Here is a 14,534-nt window from a genome sequence, read left to right on the forward strand (position 1 = left end):
CCGGTCCCGGATCGAGGTGAAGTCCGGCAGGATCACGTCCACGCCGGGCTGGGTCTCCTCGGGGAACAGCACGCCGCAGTCGACGATGAGCAGCTTGCCGGCGTGCTCGAAGACGGTCATGTTGCGGCCGATCTCACCCAGGCCGCCCAGGGCGATGACCCGCAGCCCCCCTTCGGGAAGAGGCGGGGCGGCTTTCAGCTCGGGGTGCGGATGACTCATACCTCGACGTTACCCGCAGAGCGGAACGACATGATCCGTTGCCTGTGTGATCTCTCTGTGACAAAGGGTGAGACGGCGAGGTCCCGCTCGACCGCGTCAAGGTCGTGTCGCATCCTCCCGCCGAGGACTTCTACCACCGCGTCGGTGCAGTGCGGACCGGGACCGCGCTCGCACACCCGCCCGCCGTGCCGTGGGACCGTCCCGAATTCGAGTTTCGCATTCCTTCGGCATGACGCGGCGTGCCGGTTCGTAGACCACCAGCTTCTCCTGCATGCCTGCCATAGCTCGGCACGCGGCTGCGGACCGTCATGACGACACTGCCGAAGACGGCGGCCGCCGACCTGCCACGCGGTGCCACAGAGGAGCTCGCCGCTTCGTCGGAGAGCCCGCACTGCTTCTCGTACCTTGGGGCTACAGCCCACCGGCCCCGAACGCTGCCCTGGCACGCGATGGGGCCTGGGAGGCCCCGGGCCTCATGGCATGCTGCCGTCCGCAACAGGACTTGTCGCAAGTTCCGTCCACCAAAAGGGAGTTCGAGGCCGTCCGTGCGACGGTCGAAGAAGGGCAGCCGTGAAGGCGGGCCACACGGCTGTCCGGCTGTCCGTCAATGCCGGTCACGAGTGGACGAAGAGTCAACTCATCATCGGTCCGAGTCAGGCCGTTGTGCCGAGATCAATGGGACGGTTGCGCAGTGCCCTCGGTCCGGCGGGGTCGAAGCGCAATGGGGCGAACAGGAGTTGGCGTCGGCCGTAGCCCTCGGTGAAGTCGGTGGCCACTACGCCGTTGCGGCCCGCGTGGGCTCTCAGCGCAGTCTCCTGGACGACTGCGCAGCACAAGGCGCCGTCCGGGGCAAGCGGGGGCCGGACATGGTGCAGGAAGCCGGTGAGTGCTGGCCCGTCCGCGAGCATGTTGACCGAGGTGTCACCCAGAACGGCGGTCGCGTAGCCACCGCCGGGGACGGGCCGGGCGGGGCAAAAGGGACGGGCGTACGAGAGGGCGCGCAGGGTCGGCTTGTGGAGGGTGGAGACCAGAACGATCGAACCCGATCGCCGCCCTGGTGATCGTCGCCATCTCGAACAAGGAAGGCCGTGACGCCTGGCAGGGTGAGGGACGCTGCGCTCCCACCGGCCGGTACTCAATCACCGGGACCGAGCCAGACGGGTATGCGACCCTCGCCAGCCGCACAGGCGTCACCACTCGCACCATCGCCCTGATCACGCTCGGCGGGACCACGACCGCTTTCTTCGCGATGGTCTCCGGCCCCTTCCCCTTGCTCGTGGGCATCGCGGTCGCAGCCGGCATGGTGCGCGGCAACCCCACCCTGCTCCAGGCCACCGCTGTCACCGATCGCCGGGGAGCCACCCACTACGGGCGCCTCTCCGGGCTGCTGGCCGCGCCTGCCACCATCGCATCTGCACTGGCGCCGTTCGCGGGAACCGCGTTGGCAGGACCGCTCGGCGGCTATCCCGGCCTGTTCATCGCGCTCGCTCTGACCTCCGCGGCGGCCTCCGTATTTACCCTTGGCGCCGGCACGAAGAGGCCTAGAACTCCCAGAGACGTTACTGACGACGACGGTAAGGCTGCCCTGTCACATCCGCTGAGATGGCGACGCCGACCGGGTGGGGCGACAGACTCAGCAGGCAAGGTCAGAAGCCGGCGGCCGCGGCTGGCAGAGCAGCGGGTCGTACGTGAAGTGGCGAAGCTGCGCCGCTCTATCGTCGGCTGCCTTCGCCAGGGTTTGTGCGCGGGCGCGGACCCTGCGGAGGCCGCCCAGCGAGCAGGCAACAGCGTGGAGGTTCGCTGTCCCGTACGCGAGGTGTCTCGATGACCGGCGCAGCGCAGCGTTCAGTATTGCTCGCTCTCCACGAAACCCGCGTCCGGTGCGTCGTCGGCGCCGAAGGCGTCGGCAGCGGCGGTCGGGTCGAATCCGGGCGGGCTGTCCTTGAGGCCCAGGCCCATGCCGGCCAGCTTCGCTTTGACCTCGTCGATCGACTTCGCGCCGAAGTTGCGGATGTCCAGAAGGTCCGCCTCGGAGCGGGCCAGGAGCTCACCCACCATGTGAACGCCCTCGCGCTTGAGGCAGTTGTACGAACGGACCGTGAGCTCGAGCTCCTCGATCGGCAGCGCCAGGTCGGCGGTCAAGGCGGCGTCCGTGGGGGACGGGCCCATGTCGATGCCCTCGGCGTCGATGTTCAGCTCACGGGCCAGACCGAACAGCTCGACCAGGGTCTTACCGGCCGACGCCATGGCGTCACGCGGACGCATGGCCTGCTTGGTCTCGACGTCGACGATCAGCTTGTCGAAGTCGGTGCGCTGCTCGACACGGGTCGCCTCGACCTTGTAGGTGACCTTGAGAACCGGCGAGTAGATGGAGTCGACCGGAATACGGCCGATCTCCTGGCCCAGCTGCTTGTTCTGGACGGCGGAGACGTAGCCGCGACCGCGTTCGACGGTCAGCTCCATCTCCAGCTTGCCCTTGCCGTTGAGCGTGGCGAGGACGAGGTCGGGGTTGTGCACCTCGACACCGGCCGGGGGTGCGATGTCGGCGGCGGTGACGAGACCCGGGCCCTGCTTGCGCAGGTACATCACGACCGGCTCGTCGTGCTCCGAGGAGACGACCAGCTGCTTGATGTTGAGGATCAGGTCGGTGACGTCCATTGCCTCCAGTGGTTTGGCGCCCGCTGTGCGACGCCGTAGACACCACGAAGGGTACGGGCGGTACAGACGATACGGCCTCCGTTGGCTGCGCTGCACTTCCTCGTGGTGCACGGCCCCCGCAACCGCAACTGCCGCACGGGATGAGCCTCAGTGCTCATCCCCGATGGCGTGACCTTGTACTCGGGTCCTTCGGGGTGGGCTCCTGATCGAGGTCGCAACGGGGATGGTGAGGCTGGAGTCCCCCGGTGGCGAGCGGAACATAGACCATGATCGCCGGTTGGCCGAACCGGCGATGGTGACGACCATTGAAGTTGTCCCATTCGGCTGAGCTCGGCGGGGGACCCGTACCAGACAAGGTGACCGCGGCGCCCTTCGCTGAAATGCAGCGGCGCCTGTGCCTGCGTGGAAGGGTTCCACGCCCTCGATGAGAGTGAGCAGTCCTGTCTAATCCGATCAAGAAGCTCCCGCCGAATGCCAAGGGGCAGGTTCGGTATCGGTTTGTGGTCGATGCAGGGAGCGATCCCTCTACCGGGAAGCGCAAGCAGTTGACCCGTACCTTCGGCACGCTGCGGGAGGCGAAGGTCGAGTACGCGCGCATCACGAACCGTCGCTACGAAGGGACGTTCATCGAGCCCAACGAGATCACGGTGAACGAATGGCTGGATCAGTGGCTCGACACGAAGGCGGAGGATCTGGAAGAGAGCACCGTCTACAGCTATACGATGACCCTGGCTCGTGTCCGGGGGAAGCTCGGGCACATTCGGCTCCAGCAACTGACCGAGGACCACGTCGAGGCGTGGATGAGGTGAGCGCTTGGGGAAGGCCGCGTTCGTGGTGGCAAGACGGGCACGGGTCTAGGGGTGACCTCGGTGGAGATGTCCCTGGCGCGGCTGAAGGAGGCACTGAACCGGGCTGTCGCCCGGCGCCTGGTCGCCGCGAACGTCGCCCAGGAGGTCACGATTCCTCGGAAAGTACGCATGGCGGAGCGCAGGGTCAAGGCGGTGGTTCAGCCCTGGAACGTCGAGGAGGTTCATGCCTTCGTGCGCGCGGTGAACGACGACCGCCTCTACGCCCCTCTCCTTCTCTCCCTGATGGGCCTGCGGCCGGCTGAGATCTGCGGCATGCGCTGGGCCGATGTCGACCTGGGCAAGGCCGCCCTGTCTGTTGCCAACACGCGGACACTGATGGGGAACAAGACCGTGGTGGAGAAGGACACGAAGTCTCTCGCCGCTGAGCGGCAGCTTCCTCTGCCCGATCCAGTCAGGGAGGAGCTGACGTGTTTCAGGGCTATGCAGGTGGCCGAGAAGCTGGCGGCGGGGGAGAGGTATGAGGAAAGTGGCTACGTGCTCGTGGACGAACTCGGCAAGGCGCTCAACGGGCGGCAGTTGCGTGAGTGGGTGTACAAGGTCATGGACGAGAACGGGCTGCGAGCTGGCCAGCGTCTCCACCCCTGCCCCTGCACAGAGTGTGAGATGTGGGAGCGCGGGTGGGTGAGTGAGAAGAACGTCGAAACTCTGCAATACCGCTTTGACGGGCCAGAACAGGCGCCGGTCCTGGTCATGGGATGCTCCCTCGGTGCTACATGGCACCGGTTGTAGAGACCGTCCAGGTACGTCTATGCCAGTCCAGTGAGGGCATGGAATTGCACGTCAGAGCCTCTTGGTCCGGGTGGGTCTGACCAGTTGGTGATGGCTGTGTGATACGCGGGTGATACGGCGAGACCCACCGAGGTCCGTCCGGGCGGGATCTCTGCGCGGATCCGTGAGACGGCGAAGCCGCACCGGAGCACTCCGGTGCGGCTTCGCCATGAGGCCGAACGCGCTGGCGCACAGGATACGTTCGGCTCGTCACTCAGTCAGGTTCCTGCTTTGCTTGTGGGGACGACGGATTTGCGATCGCATGTGCTGTCAACATTGCAGCAGTGAGACGACGGAATCCCGCGGGGAGGCGGGGCGGGGGCTGGCGCCAGAAAAGTCTCCTGTCAGGGACCATTGAAGCTCCGCCGTGGCTGCGACCACCGACCCACCCGGAGTTTCAGTGCCCCGTCACCGTGGTGAGGGGGTCGTGCTCATGCGCGCAGCTCTCGCAGGAGCCGTAGGTGTCCCAGGCAGGGAAGGGATCGGAAGCGGGCAGAGCTACGCCTTCCTGCATGAGGCAGCCGTTCCGATCGGCCCGCAGCAGCTCCGCGTCCATCTGGGTGCCGATGAAGACGAGTTCCTGCGCGTGAGAGCTGGCGGTGTCACGAGCAAGGCTCGAAGCGAGCCACCGAACCGGCCTGCGGCCACAGTCCCGTCACCCAGGGCCGGCTGGCGAGGGTGAAGAAGCCCTTGGACCTGAGGACCTGCCCGCAGGCGCCGCTGCCCGGTGTCTCCGTCACCAACGTCCAAACCGTCCGGGGTGGAAGGACCTTCCGGAGCAGCAGACGGTCGAGGAGATGGCTTACTGAACGAAGTTTCGCAGGAGGGCGTGAACACCGTGTCGCCGGGCACAAGGGCTATCGCATCGAGGCCCTGGCATTCGGAGCTGGTCGGGATCTACCCACCAAGGGACGAACTCAGGCCCTTGTGAAGCTCATACGCACACGCGCCTGAGCCGGAATTGACGATGGGGTTTAAAATGATCATTCTTGGGCTTATTCTGCTGATCATCGGCCTGCTTGTCGGCATGGGTCTGCTGACGACGATCGGTGGCATCCTCATTCTGGTTGGCGCCATCCTGTGGATCCTGGGTGCGACCGGTCGCGCGGTCGGTGGACGCAAGCACTTTTTCTAAGGCAGGGCGCCTCACCAACTCTCTGCGACGAGTGAGTGCTGTCGGGCAGGACGCGGACCGTGACCCGTCCGCCAGGTGCTTGGCCGAAGGAGAAGCCGTCGACGGGACTGCGGTTCTCCCCCAGGGCGGTGATGCTGGCGGCGAGCGCGCCGAGGGAGGTCAGCACCGGGTAGGGGCCGGTGATCCATAAGATGACGGGCAGGATCCGGCGTCTGCGCAGCTCGTCGCGGTTGGGGTTGGAGTCGTAGCCTTTGTCGCCGAGCAGGGCCTCGGGTCGTCTGCGGGGCCGGCCGGGGCGGCCGGCGACGGGCGGGATGCCGTCGATGAGGGCGAGGTCGACCGGCGACGGACCGGTGTCGGCGCCCCCTTTTTCGCGCGGATGTGGGAGCCGTCCACGCACGCCCTGGACCAATCGAGCTGCCCCACCGAGTTGAGCTCGGCGATCAGGACCCGGTGCAACTGGTCGAAGACACCGGCCTGCTGCCACCGCTCCACCCTGCGCCAGCAGGTCTGACCGGAGCCGAACCCCAACTCCAGCAGCAGCAGTTGCCAGGCTATGTCGTTGTGCAGGACATACAGGGTGAGGTAGTGACCGAGTCCGGTCAGGCTGAGGGAACAGCCGGCGGCTCAGCGCGGAAACGGTGTGATCACCGTAAACGAGTTCCGTCCGTTCGTGCTTGACCCCGAGCGTTTCGGTCCCACGATCGCCGAGTTCGCTGAGGCCCTCTCCGCACTCGGCGACCCCGACGGGGACAGCCTGATCGAGCGCCCCCTCTTCGTATCGCTGAGGACGGCGATCGGCTTCGAGGAGGCGAACATCCACGCCCTCTTCGACGCCTTCGGTCCGGACGCCGAGGACCGCATCACCGTGGCTACGTGGGCCGCCGGCATCAAGGACTACTACGCGCCGGACATGGCCGGGATCCCGGGCGACCAGTTGGTGGCTGCCCGGGCCGTCTGACACGGTCCGTCAGCGGCTTTCCGGCCGTGGGCGGCACCGCTACGACGTGACCGAACTGCCGCTTCCATCGGGACACGTCCCACCGAGCGGGGCCTTGCGGCAGGCCCCGCCCCCAGCCTGCGGGCGGACGTCGTGAGCGTTGCGGGCGTCAGGGCGAGGGCTTGTGCGCGAACACCCACCGGTTCCCCTCCAGTGCGTCGTTCGGCTCGGGCAGGGGGCCACGTCCGTGCCGGCGGGTGAAGTCGAAGGGGGTGTGTACCGAGGTGGACCAGCCCTTGGCCGTCAAGTCACCCGCGGAGTCGGGTCGTGGTCCCTTGTCGAAGAGGTGAAGCAGATCGATGCCGATCTGTTCTCGCGTCGCCGTGTAGATCGGGCTGTCGCGGTATTCCAGCAAATCCTTCTCCAGCTTGGCTTCGAAGGCCAGTGCGCTGCCTTCGGTGGTCAGCCGGTCCACCGTGTCGATGAGGTACGTCTCGGCGGGGCCTGGCAGGTAGAAGAGGAGTCCCTCGGCCAGCCAGACGCTCGGTGCGACCGGGTCGAGGCCGGCGGTGGTCAGCGCGGTGACCCAGTCGGCGCGCAGGTCGACCGGTACGGGGACGCGCTTCACCTTGGGGGTGGCCGACAGGTCCTTGAGCACCTGGTGCTTGAACGCCAGCACGCCCGCTCTGTCGATCTCGAAGACCACGCAGTCGGACGGCCAGTCCAGGCGGAAGGCGCGGGTATCCAACCCCGCGCCCAGCAGGACGACTTGGCGGGCGCTCGTACGGACCGTCCGGAGGAGGAAGTCGTCGAGGACCCTGGTCCGCAGGCCGAAGTAGCGGGCGAACCGCCCCCACAGCGGGTTGCCGTCGCCGTCCGGGACCTGCTGGATGCGCACTGGCCAGTCCGCGCACGCCGGGGCGGCGCGCACGAAGTGTTCCGCGTAGGTGTCCTGGGCCAGGCTGTCGTGGCGGTGGGTCTCGATCGCCCGTGCCGCGGCGACCAGGAGTGCGGTCAGCCCCACGCCTGCGTCCACGCCTTCCGCCTCCGTGTGCTGGGGTGCCGTGCCGACCATGTTTCCTCCGTTGATGGGAGTGGGGGGCGCGAGGTGCCTGCTTCTCGGATGCGGTGAGGCTGCGGTGCGGCGTGCCTCGCTCATCGGCTTCTTCCCGCCGGAAGGAGTACGGGTTTGACCACGCGGCCCGCGTCGCAGTCGCGTTCGGCCTCGTTGATGTCGGCCAGTGGGTAGGTGCGGATCAGTTGGTCGAAGGGGAAGCGTCCGGCCTGCCACAGCCCGGTCAGCCGGGGTATCAGCAGTCCGGGCACGGCGTCCCCTTCGCAGATGTGGCGGATGCTGCGGCCTCGGTCCAGGGTGCCCGGGTCGAGCGGCAGCGCGGTGTGGAGCCGTGCCACCAGGCCGAGGCTGCCGGTCGGGCGCAGTGCCCGGAGCGCGTCGTTGATGCGCGGGGACGAGGCCGTGGTGTCCAGCGCGTACTGCGCGCCGCCGTCGGTCAGCCGCCGGATCTGCTCGGGCAGTCCGGCCGTTTCGGCGGGCAGCGGGATCGCGCCGAACCGTTCGGCCAGGGCCAGCCGCCCGGGATGCCGGTCGACGGCCACGGTCAGCGCGCCAGCGGCGGTGGCCGCCATCACCGCGGCCAGGCCCACCGCTCCCGCGCCGAAGACCGCGAGGGTGTCGCCGGGGCCGGCGCTGAAGGTGTTCAGCACGGCTCCGGCGCCGGTGAGGAAGCCGCAGCCGAGCGGCCCGAGCAGTTCGACGGGCAGTGCGGGGTCGACCCGGACGGCGTTGCGGGCCGGGACGAGCGCGTACTCGGCGAACGAGGACTGGCCGAACCAGCGGGGGGCCAGCGCTCCCCCGGTCGCGTCGGTGAGCCGCGGCGTGTCCTCCTCGCGTCCTCCGAAGAGGTTGAGGGAGGCGAAGGAGTCGCAGTAGGCGGGGGCCGCGCCGCGGCAGTTGCGGCAGTGTCCGCAGGAGTCGAAGCTCAGCACGACGTGGTCACCGACGCCGATCGCGGTGTCCGGGCCGCCGCCCGTCCGCACCACGACCCCGGCCCCCTCGTGGCCGAGCACCGCCGGCAGCGGGCTGCGGCCGGCTGATCGCCGGACCGCGAGATCGGTCCTGCACATCCCGCAGCCCGCGATCTCGACCAGGATCTCACCGTCTGCGGGTTCCGTGTGCAGGGTCACCTCCTCGACCGCGAAGGGGTCCTCGTACGAACGCAGTACGGCCGCCTGGAACCTCATCGTCATGCCTCCTGCGGGCGGTGGACGACGAACGGCCGGAGGTTGCCGTAGAGCCCCCACGGCCCGCCGGCGACGCCGACACCGCTGTTCTTGACGCCTGCGAAGGGCTGGGCGAGGGACAGTTCGGCGTGGTGGTTGATCCAGGCCGTGCCGCATTCGAGCCGGTCGGCCACCGCCCCGGCCCGGTCGAGATCGGTGCCCCATACGGAGCCGCCCAGGCCGAAGCCGGTGCCGTTGGCCGCGTCGACGGCTTCGTCGAGGCTGCGGTACGGCAGCACCGGCAGGACCGGTCCGAACTGTTCCTTGGTCACCACCGGGCTGCCAGGCGGGACGTCGGTAAGGATCGTGGGAGCGAAGAAGTAACCGGGCCCGTCCAGCCGGTGGCCGCCGGCCGCCGCCCGGGCCCCGTCCGCCAGGGCCTGCTTCGTGACCTGCTCGACCCGGGCCAGCTGGGGGGCGTTGTTGACCGGGCCCAGCCGGGTTTCAGGGTTCAGGCCGGAGCCGACGGCGACGGTCTTCGCGCGCTGGGCGAGGGCTTCGACGACTTCGGCGTGGAGCTGGGCCGGAGCGTAGACGCGTTTGACCGCCATGCAGACCTGCCCGCAGTTGCGGAACGCGGCCCAGAACAGCCGGTCCGCGATCCGGTCCACCTCGACGTCGTCCAGCAGGACGGCGGCGTCGTTACCGCCCAGTTCCAGTGTGACCCGGGCGAGCGAGGCCGCCGCCGCTTCGGCGACGGCCCGCCCGGTGGGTACCGAGCCGGTGAAGGTGACGTGGCGGATGCCCGGGTGGGAAGCGAGGCGGGCGCCGAGTGGTTCGCGGCCGGTGACGACGGTCAGGACGTCCTCGGGCAGGGCGGTGGCGAGGACGGAGCCGAGCAGCCGGGTGGCGAGGGGGGTGAACGGGGATGGTTTGAGGACCACGGTGTTGCCCGCCACGAGTGCGGGCGCGAACTTCGCCGCCGCGAGCTGAAGGGGAAAGTTCCACGGCACGATCGCGGCGACAGGTCCGAGGGATCGCCAGCGGATCTCGCTGTGTACGGGCCGGCCGTCGGTGATCCGCCGGGTTCTGGGGGCCAGGTCGGCGAAGTAGCGCAGGCGAGCCGCCGTACGGGCGACTTCCGCGTGCGACTCGGCCAGGGGCTTGCCCTGTTCCCGGGTGAGCAACCGAGCGAGGTCATCGCCGGCCGCCTCCACGGCGTTGGCTGCCACGCGCAACGCAGTGGTGCGTACGACGGGGTCGGCCCGCCAGCCGTGCCAGGCCCGGTGGGCCCGGTCGACCACGACGTCCAACTCGTCCGGCTGCTGGTCGGGGGCCTCGTCGAAGGTCTCCCCGGTGGCCGGGTCGACGACGGCGAAACGGGCGGGTTGACGTCCGGGAACGCGATCGGACTCGGATGTCGGCATGCCGGTGGTCAGTTCACCGCGGGGACGCCGGCCGCGTGCTCCCGGGCCTGCCGGTCCATCTCCGCCCGGAAGGCGGCCACCAGATGCGGCTGAATCCTTCCAGCGTTGCGGTCGCCACCCTCGCAGACCGCTCCGCGCACGCCCACGATGTCCGTGCCGATGCGGGTCAGCGGACCGAGGTCGGTCTGTTTGACACTGCCCGCGAGGGCGGCGAGCAGACCGGACGCGTGGGCCAGTCGGACGAACTCGGCACAGACGTCCGGCGGAACGTGGTCGAACAGCCGCGACCCGTCCTTGACGGCGGTGTCGAGCATGGCCGCGTCGGCCCCGGATCGGGCGGCGATGTCGGGCAGGGCGAGCGGGTTGACGCAGCCGATGCGGTGAGCGTCGGCGTATCCGGAGGCGACGACGAGCGCTTCGGGGCGGTGGTCCTTCACCGCACGGACGACCGCACGCATGACCTCGATGCCCTGATCGGGCGTCGTGCACCCGTATAGGCCGACCTTGATGTACGTGGCCCCCGAGACGACCGCGCCGAGCGCAGCCTGGGCCACTGTGCCGGGCTTGTACGGGACATCCCCCACGGTCGCGGACACCGGCTTGTCCGCCGGGACCGCTTCGCGGATCTCCCTGATGACCCAGGGGAAGTTCGCGCCGAGAGAGCCCTCATCAGGCTTCTTGACGTCGACGATGTCGAGATGCTCCGCAGCCTTCGCGCAATCGAGAGCCTCCTCGACACCGTCCGGGGAGATGAGAAGCAACACCCTGACCTCCTTCGCCGCCAGTCCGCCCGGCCGAGGGACAGGGGACCGCGGATCACCTGGCTCATGTGCGGTGCGCTCATCATTTCCGTCACCCTAGGGAACCGGGAGGGCGCACAGAGTACCCATAGGGTGCTCATGTCCACGTACAGTGCGCCGTACATACCGGTGCAAACCAGCCCACAGGCAACACTTCGCCCGGGCGGTGAATAACTCGGGGTATTGGTGACAACCGGTCTGCCCTTGTCGCGGCTATTGTGCTTCAGCTCACGGGTAGTTGATGTTCGCCATAAATGGGCTCCGAAATTAGCAGTCGAGATCCAGGTAGTCGATATGGCCCGGCGGCCACCATGGTGCCCAAATGCCCTCCGTCGTGGGTGAAGTCTCTGCCCACGGTGCCCGTCCGCCGCGGTGAACCGGCACGCGGAACACTGCGTTCTGGCCTCGCTCACCGGCGGGGCAGTGCGGGGCCTGCGTCGCGCGAAGTCTCTCGCGCTGCGGAGAGGGGCGTTCGAAGCCTCAGCCCACCGGCTCAGGAGCTTTCTGACTGCCTCCATCCATCCCAGCAGTCGCTCCCCGACGAATCCGCCGCCCGTTGTAAGGATCAGGCCCATGGCCAGGACCCCCGCGGTGTGGGTGGCGTAAAGGCCCGTCGTCGCGGACGTCACCTACCACGGCAAGGCATTGCGCGATCTGCCGGCGACCTGCACCTGCAACACCCGGCTGCCCGCGTCCTCGGTGCTGTTCGCCATGGCCCCGCCCCCGACCGGCAAACGCGGGCGTCCCGAGCTCAAGGGCACGCGGTTGGGCACGCCCCCCAGCTCGCGGCCGCCGCCGACTTCACTCCGGTGCGGGTCAGGCGCTACCAACGCACGGACACCGTGCACTTGGCCGAGGTCCCCTGCCTGTGGTGCGGCTCCTTCCATACCCGCACTGTGCGCGTGATCCTGCTCCGGGACGACACCACCGACACCGGCTACGACCTCGCCCTGGTCACCACCGACCTGACCAGCAGCCCGGCCGAGCTGATCACCCGATACGCGATGCGCTGTTCCATTGAGGTCACCTTCGCCGAGGCCCGCCACCTGTTCGGCACCGGCCAGGCCCACAACCGCACCCGCGCCGCCGTCGAGCGCACCGTGCCCTCCGGGCTGTACTGCTGCACGATCACCGTGGCCTGGTACGCGCTGCACGGCCACCAGCCCGACGACGTGGCCGAGCACCGCCAGCGCGCACCCTGGTACACCACCAAGACCGACCCCTCGCTGTCCGACATGGTCGCCAAGCTCCGCCGGGTGATCATCGCCGCCCGATGTATGCCCACCCGCCCAGGTCAGCCCACCGAGCAAGAAATCCGCACCGTCCAGCAGGCATGGGCCGCCGCCAGTACCAACGCCGCCGCGTGAGCACCCAAACCTGTCAGAACGTCGAAAGTGGAGTGGCCACGCGCCCAGGCGGCCTCAAGCGAGCGTGAGTGGCGGGACCGCGTTCCCTATGGCCAACAGTCCTCCGTCCAGACGCAGTTGGAGAGGTGTCGGCTCGGCGCACACGGTACGGCGCAGGCCGGCGGGAATGTAATCCATGGTCGCGAGCCGCTCGGCGTAATGGAGGAAACGGTGGCAGCCGACAGCGTGCAGCGACGAGCCCTCGGCGGCAGCGGCCACCTCAGGTAGGACGAAGCCGCCGTGTCCCTCTGCCTGGATCACGTCGACGGCGTCGACGTGCCGATGGCGCACGCGTTCGGGGAAGAAACGCGCGGCGAAGTGCCGGTAGAGGACGTACTCAGAGGCGCCCGTCCACTTACGGGGGTCGGCGGTGCGCAGGAACGCTTGCCAGAAGGGTATGCCGTGTGCTTTCTGGGCTCGCTGGATAATTCCGCCCAGAATGGTGCGATCGAAAACCATGTGGTGCTGCATGCCGCTGTAGGCGTCCACAGGCAGCCAGCCCGGGATCAGCCGCCCAGCCGCCTCCAGCGCAGTGTGGTGGTCCGGCAGCCGGTGCACCCGGGTGTTCAGGCGCCAGGAGAGGGGATAGCCGTACGGCAATACGGAGGACCCCTGGCCGTCGACGAATGCCATGTCTCGCAGGAACACGAAGTCCGCATCTACCACCAGGACATGTTCCGGCGTGCCTGCGGGAAGGACATCGAAACACTGCAGCTTCGCCAGTTGCTGGAAGTACCACGAGGCAGTGGACGGATCTCTGCCCAAGCCTCGCAGGTACTCACGCACATCCCGGCTGCTGGGTACGCAACTTCGTTCGTCGAACCAGACGACGCGCGAATCCAGATCGCCGAAGGACCGCGCCGGTAGGCGCTGAGCGACAACCTGCACCAGCTCCACGGGGTTCAGGGAGCGAGCGAGTACACCCCGTATACAGACGTCCAGCCCGGCCATGTCCTTCTCCGCAGCCAGGATGACTACGCTGATCGGCGGCAGTTTGCCGCCTCGGTGGCCCATGAGCCGTTCGTCGGCAGCCTCGGACGCCGGGTAGGCGAGGAGGGTGGCTAATGGCTGCTGCACTTGACAGAGCATAGCCAGTACAGCTGAGCGCTTGCGTCCAGGGAAGTGGTCTACGGGTTCCACCCGATCCGAGCGGAGGGCCTCCTGGTAGCTCGCGGGTGTTGACGCCCGAGCGGCAGCAGGCCCCGTGTCGCAGTTGTACGTGGTCATGTCCGCTGACTCCAGTTCGTTCACTGCGGAGTGTGACTATCTCGCCCACCGCTTCGGGAACGCGGCCGACCCCCACGAGCCCCGCTGGTCCGAGACCACGAACGTCTACCGCAGCCCGGCGCTTCCGGTGCGTGCCGGTGGATCTGCCTAATTCTGTGGCAGAGGGGGGTGATTCATGCAGTATCGGGCATCATGGTTGCTCTTCGCTCCCGTCGTCTGGAGGGGCTCTTCGGGGCCCGGCTGGAGACGGTGTCGACGACCTCGCCGGAGACGGACTGGTCCTGATCGCGGCCACCTCCGTCCTCGCAACCGGCCTGATCCAGCACTTCGGTTTCCCGGAAACCCTCCAAATGACCACTGACGGCGTCATCGGTCGGGACTACTGCAGGATCGAGTGACAGCGGGGTTTATGCAGCCAGGGCTGCTGGTGGGGGCATGATGGTCTCGTACTCGACGGGGGTCAATCGGGCCAGCCGCTTCTGGCGTCGTCGCCGGTGGTAGGTGCGTTCGATCCATGTCACGATTGCTATCCGCAAGTCCTGCCGGGTGGCCCAGGCTTGGCGGTCGAGGACGTTCTCTTGCAGCAGCGCGAAGAAGCTCTCCATCGCCGCGTTGTCGCCGGCTGCACCGACTCGGCCCATCGAGCTGTCAATCCCCTCGCATCGCGGAGACCTTCCTATGCAGCCAGCCCTTCACTGAGGCTGGCCCAGTAGTCGTGTTCGTAGTCGATCGGGCTCTTGAAGCCGCACACGCTGTGTAGCCGACGGCTGTTGTAGAAGTCGGTGATCCAGGTCGCGATCCGGATCCGGGCCGCGGTGCGGGTGGTGAAGGCGTGCCGGTGGAC

Annotated in this window: 12 protein-coding genes and 6 pseudogenes; 7 read left to right on the plus strand and 11 right to left on the minus strand. The window is 68.1% G+C overall.

The window, feature by feature from the left end; genetic code table 11:
• Positions 1-219, minus strand: a pseudogene (locus tag IG99_RS42410) (RNase J family beta-CASP ribonuclease); the annotation flags it as partial.
• Positions 220-305: 86 nt separating this feature from the next.
• Between IG99_RS42410 and IG99_RS51200 the strand changes: the two are divergent.
• Positions 306-452: pseudogene (locus tag IG99_RS51200) on the plus strand (GNAT family N-acetyltransferase); the annotation flags it as partial.
• 420 nt (positions 453-872) lie between these two features.
• Here IG99_RS51200 and IG99_RS49365 read toward each other — a convergent pair.
• Positions 873-1,127: a hypothetical protein gene (locus tag IG99_RS49365; protein ID WP_158973372.1), complete on the minus strand. Its 255-nt coding sequence runs from the start codon at positions 1,125-1,127 to the stop codon at positions 873-875.
• A gap of 254 nt (positions 1,128-1,381) precedes the next feature.
• Between IG99_RS49365 and IG99_RS51560 the strand changes: the two are divergent.
• Positions 1,382-2,047 (plus strand): annotated as a pseudogene (locus IG99_RS51560) (MFS transporter); the annotation flags it as partial.
• Positions 2,048-2,064: 17 nt separating this feature from the next.
• Here IG99_RS51560 and IG99_RS42415 read toward each other — a convergent pair.
• Positions 2,065-2,988 (minus strand): DNA-directed RNA polymerase subunit alpha, encoded by a 924-nt coding sequence (locus IG99_RS42415; RefSeq protein WP_324606174.1) that lies wholly within the window; start codon positions 2,986-2,988, stop codon positions 2,065-2,067.
• Between the two features lie 389 nt (positions 2,989-3,377).
• Between IG99_RS42415 and IG99_RS51215 the strand changes: the two genes are divergently transcribed.
• Both IG99_RS51215 and IG99_RS52290 read left to right on the plus strand, forming a co-directional pair.
• Positions 3,378-3,686, plus strand: a complete 309-nt coding sequence (locus IG99_RS51215; protein ID WP_234312163.1) for an N-terminal phage integrase SAM-like domain-containing protein — start codon at positions 3,378-3,380, stop codon at positions 3,684-3,686.
• Positions 3,687-3,746: 60 nt separating this feature from the next.
• Complete coding sequence (locus IG99_RS52290) at positions 3,747-4,475, plus strand: tyrosine-type recombinase/integrase (RefSeq protein ID WP_394298084.1); 729 nt, start codon at positions 3,747-3,749, stop codon at positions 4,473-4,475.
• A 436-nt stretch (positions 4,476-4,911) separates the two neighbouring features.
• Here IG99_RS52290 and IG99_RS52295 read toward each other — a convergent pair.
• A pseudogene (locus tag IG99_RS52295) lies at positions 4,912-5,313 on the minus strand (CobW C-terminal domain-containing protein); the annotation flags it as partial.
• A 180-nt stretch (positions 5,314-5,493) separates the two neighbouring features.
• Between IG99_RS52295 and IG99_RS48415 the strand changes: the two are divergent.
• Positions 5,494-5,649: a hypothetical protein gene (locus IG99_RS48415; protein ID WP_010059700.1), complete on the plus strand. Its 156-nt coding sequence runs from the start codon at positions 5,494-5,496 to the stop codon at positions 5,647-5,649.
• Between the two features lie 159 nt (positions 5,650-5,808).
• Here the strand turns inward: IG99_RS48415 and IG99_RS52300 are convergent, their stop codons facing one another.
• A complete protein-coding gene (locus tag IG99_RS52300; RefSeq protein ID WP_078948247.1) occupies positions 5,809-6,255 on the minus strand; it encodes a transposase in 447 nt (148 codons plus the stop codon).
• A 28-nt stretch (positions 6,256-6,283) separates the two neighbouring features.
• Between IG99_RS52300 and IG99_RS42425 the strand changes: the two are divergent.
• Positions 6,284-6,610: pseudogene (locus IG99_RS42425) on the plus strand (EF-hand domain-containing protein); the annotation flags it as partial.
• Positions 6,611-6,758: 148 nt separating this feature from the next.
• Here IG99_RS42425 and IG99_RS42430 read toward each other — a convergent pair.
• The 4 genes from IG99_RS42430 to IG99_RS42445 all read right to left on the minus strand — a co-directional run bounded on the left by IG99_RS42430 (position 6,759) and on the right by IG99_RS42445 (position 11,021).
• Positions 6,759-7,664 (minus strand): class I SAM-dependent methyltransferase, encoded by a 906-nt coding sequence (locus IG99_RS42430; RefSeq protein ID WP_031144569.1) that lies wholly within the window; start codon positions 7,662-7,664, stop codon positions 6,759-6,761.
• An 80-nt stretch (positions 7,665-7,744) separates the two neighbouring features.
• The gene (locus IG99_RS42435) at positions 7,745-8,851 is read right to left on the minus strand and encodes an NAD(P)-dependent alcohol dehydrogenase (protein ID WP_037684230.1); all 1,107 of its coding nucleotides are present in this window, start codon (positions 8,849-8,851) and stop codon (positions 7,745-7,747) included.
• A 2-nt stretch (positions 8,852-8,853) separates the two neighbouring features.
• On the minus strand, positions 8,854-10,257 hold the full coding sequence (locus IG99_RS42440) for an aldehyde dehydrogenase family protein (protein WP_037684232.1): 1,404 nt from the start codon (positions 10,255-10,257) through the stop codon (positions 8,854-8,856).
• Between the two features lie 8 nt (positions 10,258-10,265).
• On the minus strand, positions 10,266-11,021 hold the full coding sequence (locus IG99_RS42445) for a (5-formylfuran-3-yl)methyl phosphate synthase (protein WP_037684233.1): 756 nt from the start codon (positions 11,019-11,021) through the stop codon (positions 10,266-10,268).
• Between the two features lie 938 nt (positions 11,022-11,959).
• Between IG99_RS42445 and IG99_RS42450 the strand changes: the two genes are divergently transcribed.
• Positions 11,960-12,424, plus strand: a complete 465-nt coding sequence (locus IG99_RS42450; protein ID WP_158973373.1) for a hypothetical protein — start codon at positions 11,960-11,962, stop codon at positions 12,422-12,424.
• Positions 12,425-12,478: 54 nt separating this feature from the next.
• On the opposite strand, the gene IG99_RS42455 is transcribed toward IG99_RS42450, so the two are convergent.
• Positions 12,479-13,540 (minus strand): hypothetical protein, encoded by a 1,062-nt coding sequence (locus tag IG99_RS42455; protein WP_158973374.1) that lies wholly within the window; start codon positions 13,538-13,540, stop codon positions 12,479-12,481.
• A gap of 557 nt (positions 13,541-14,097) precedes the next feature.
• Positions 14,098-14,346: pseudogene (locus IG99_RS42460) on the minus strand (IS3 family transposase); the annotation flags it as partial.
• Positions 14,347-14,534: the final 188 nt, after the last annotated feature.

The organism is Streptomyces griseus subsp. griseus, from assembly GCF_000720255.1.
GTDB classification, from domain to species: Bacteria; Actinomycetota; Actinomycetes; order Streptomycetales; family Streptomycetaceae; genus Streptomyces; species Streptomyces griseus_I.

Coding starts and splice junctions, on each gene's coding strand:
- IG99_RS42435 (WP_037684230.1), bottom strand. CDS start 8,851: ATGAGGTTCCAGGCGGCCGTACTGCGTTCGTACGAGGACCCCTTCGCG.
- IG99_RS49365 (WP_158973372.1), bottom strand. CDS start 1,127: ATGCTCGCGGACGGGCCAGCACTCACCGGCTTCCTGCACCATGTCCGG.
- IG99_RS48415 (WP_010059700.1), top strand. CDS start 5,494: ATGATCATTCTTGGGCTTATTCTGCTGATCATCGGCCTGCTTGTCGGC.
- IG99_RS42430 (WP_031144569.1), bottom strand. CDS start 7,664: ATGGTCGGCACGGCACCCCAGCACACGGAGGCGGAAGGCGTGGACGCA.
- IG99_RS42440 (WP_037684232.1), bottom strand. CDS start 10,257: ATGCCGACATCCGAGTCCGATCGCGTTCCCGGACGTCAACCCGCCCGT.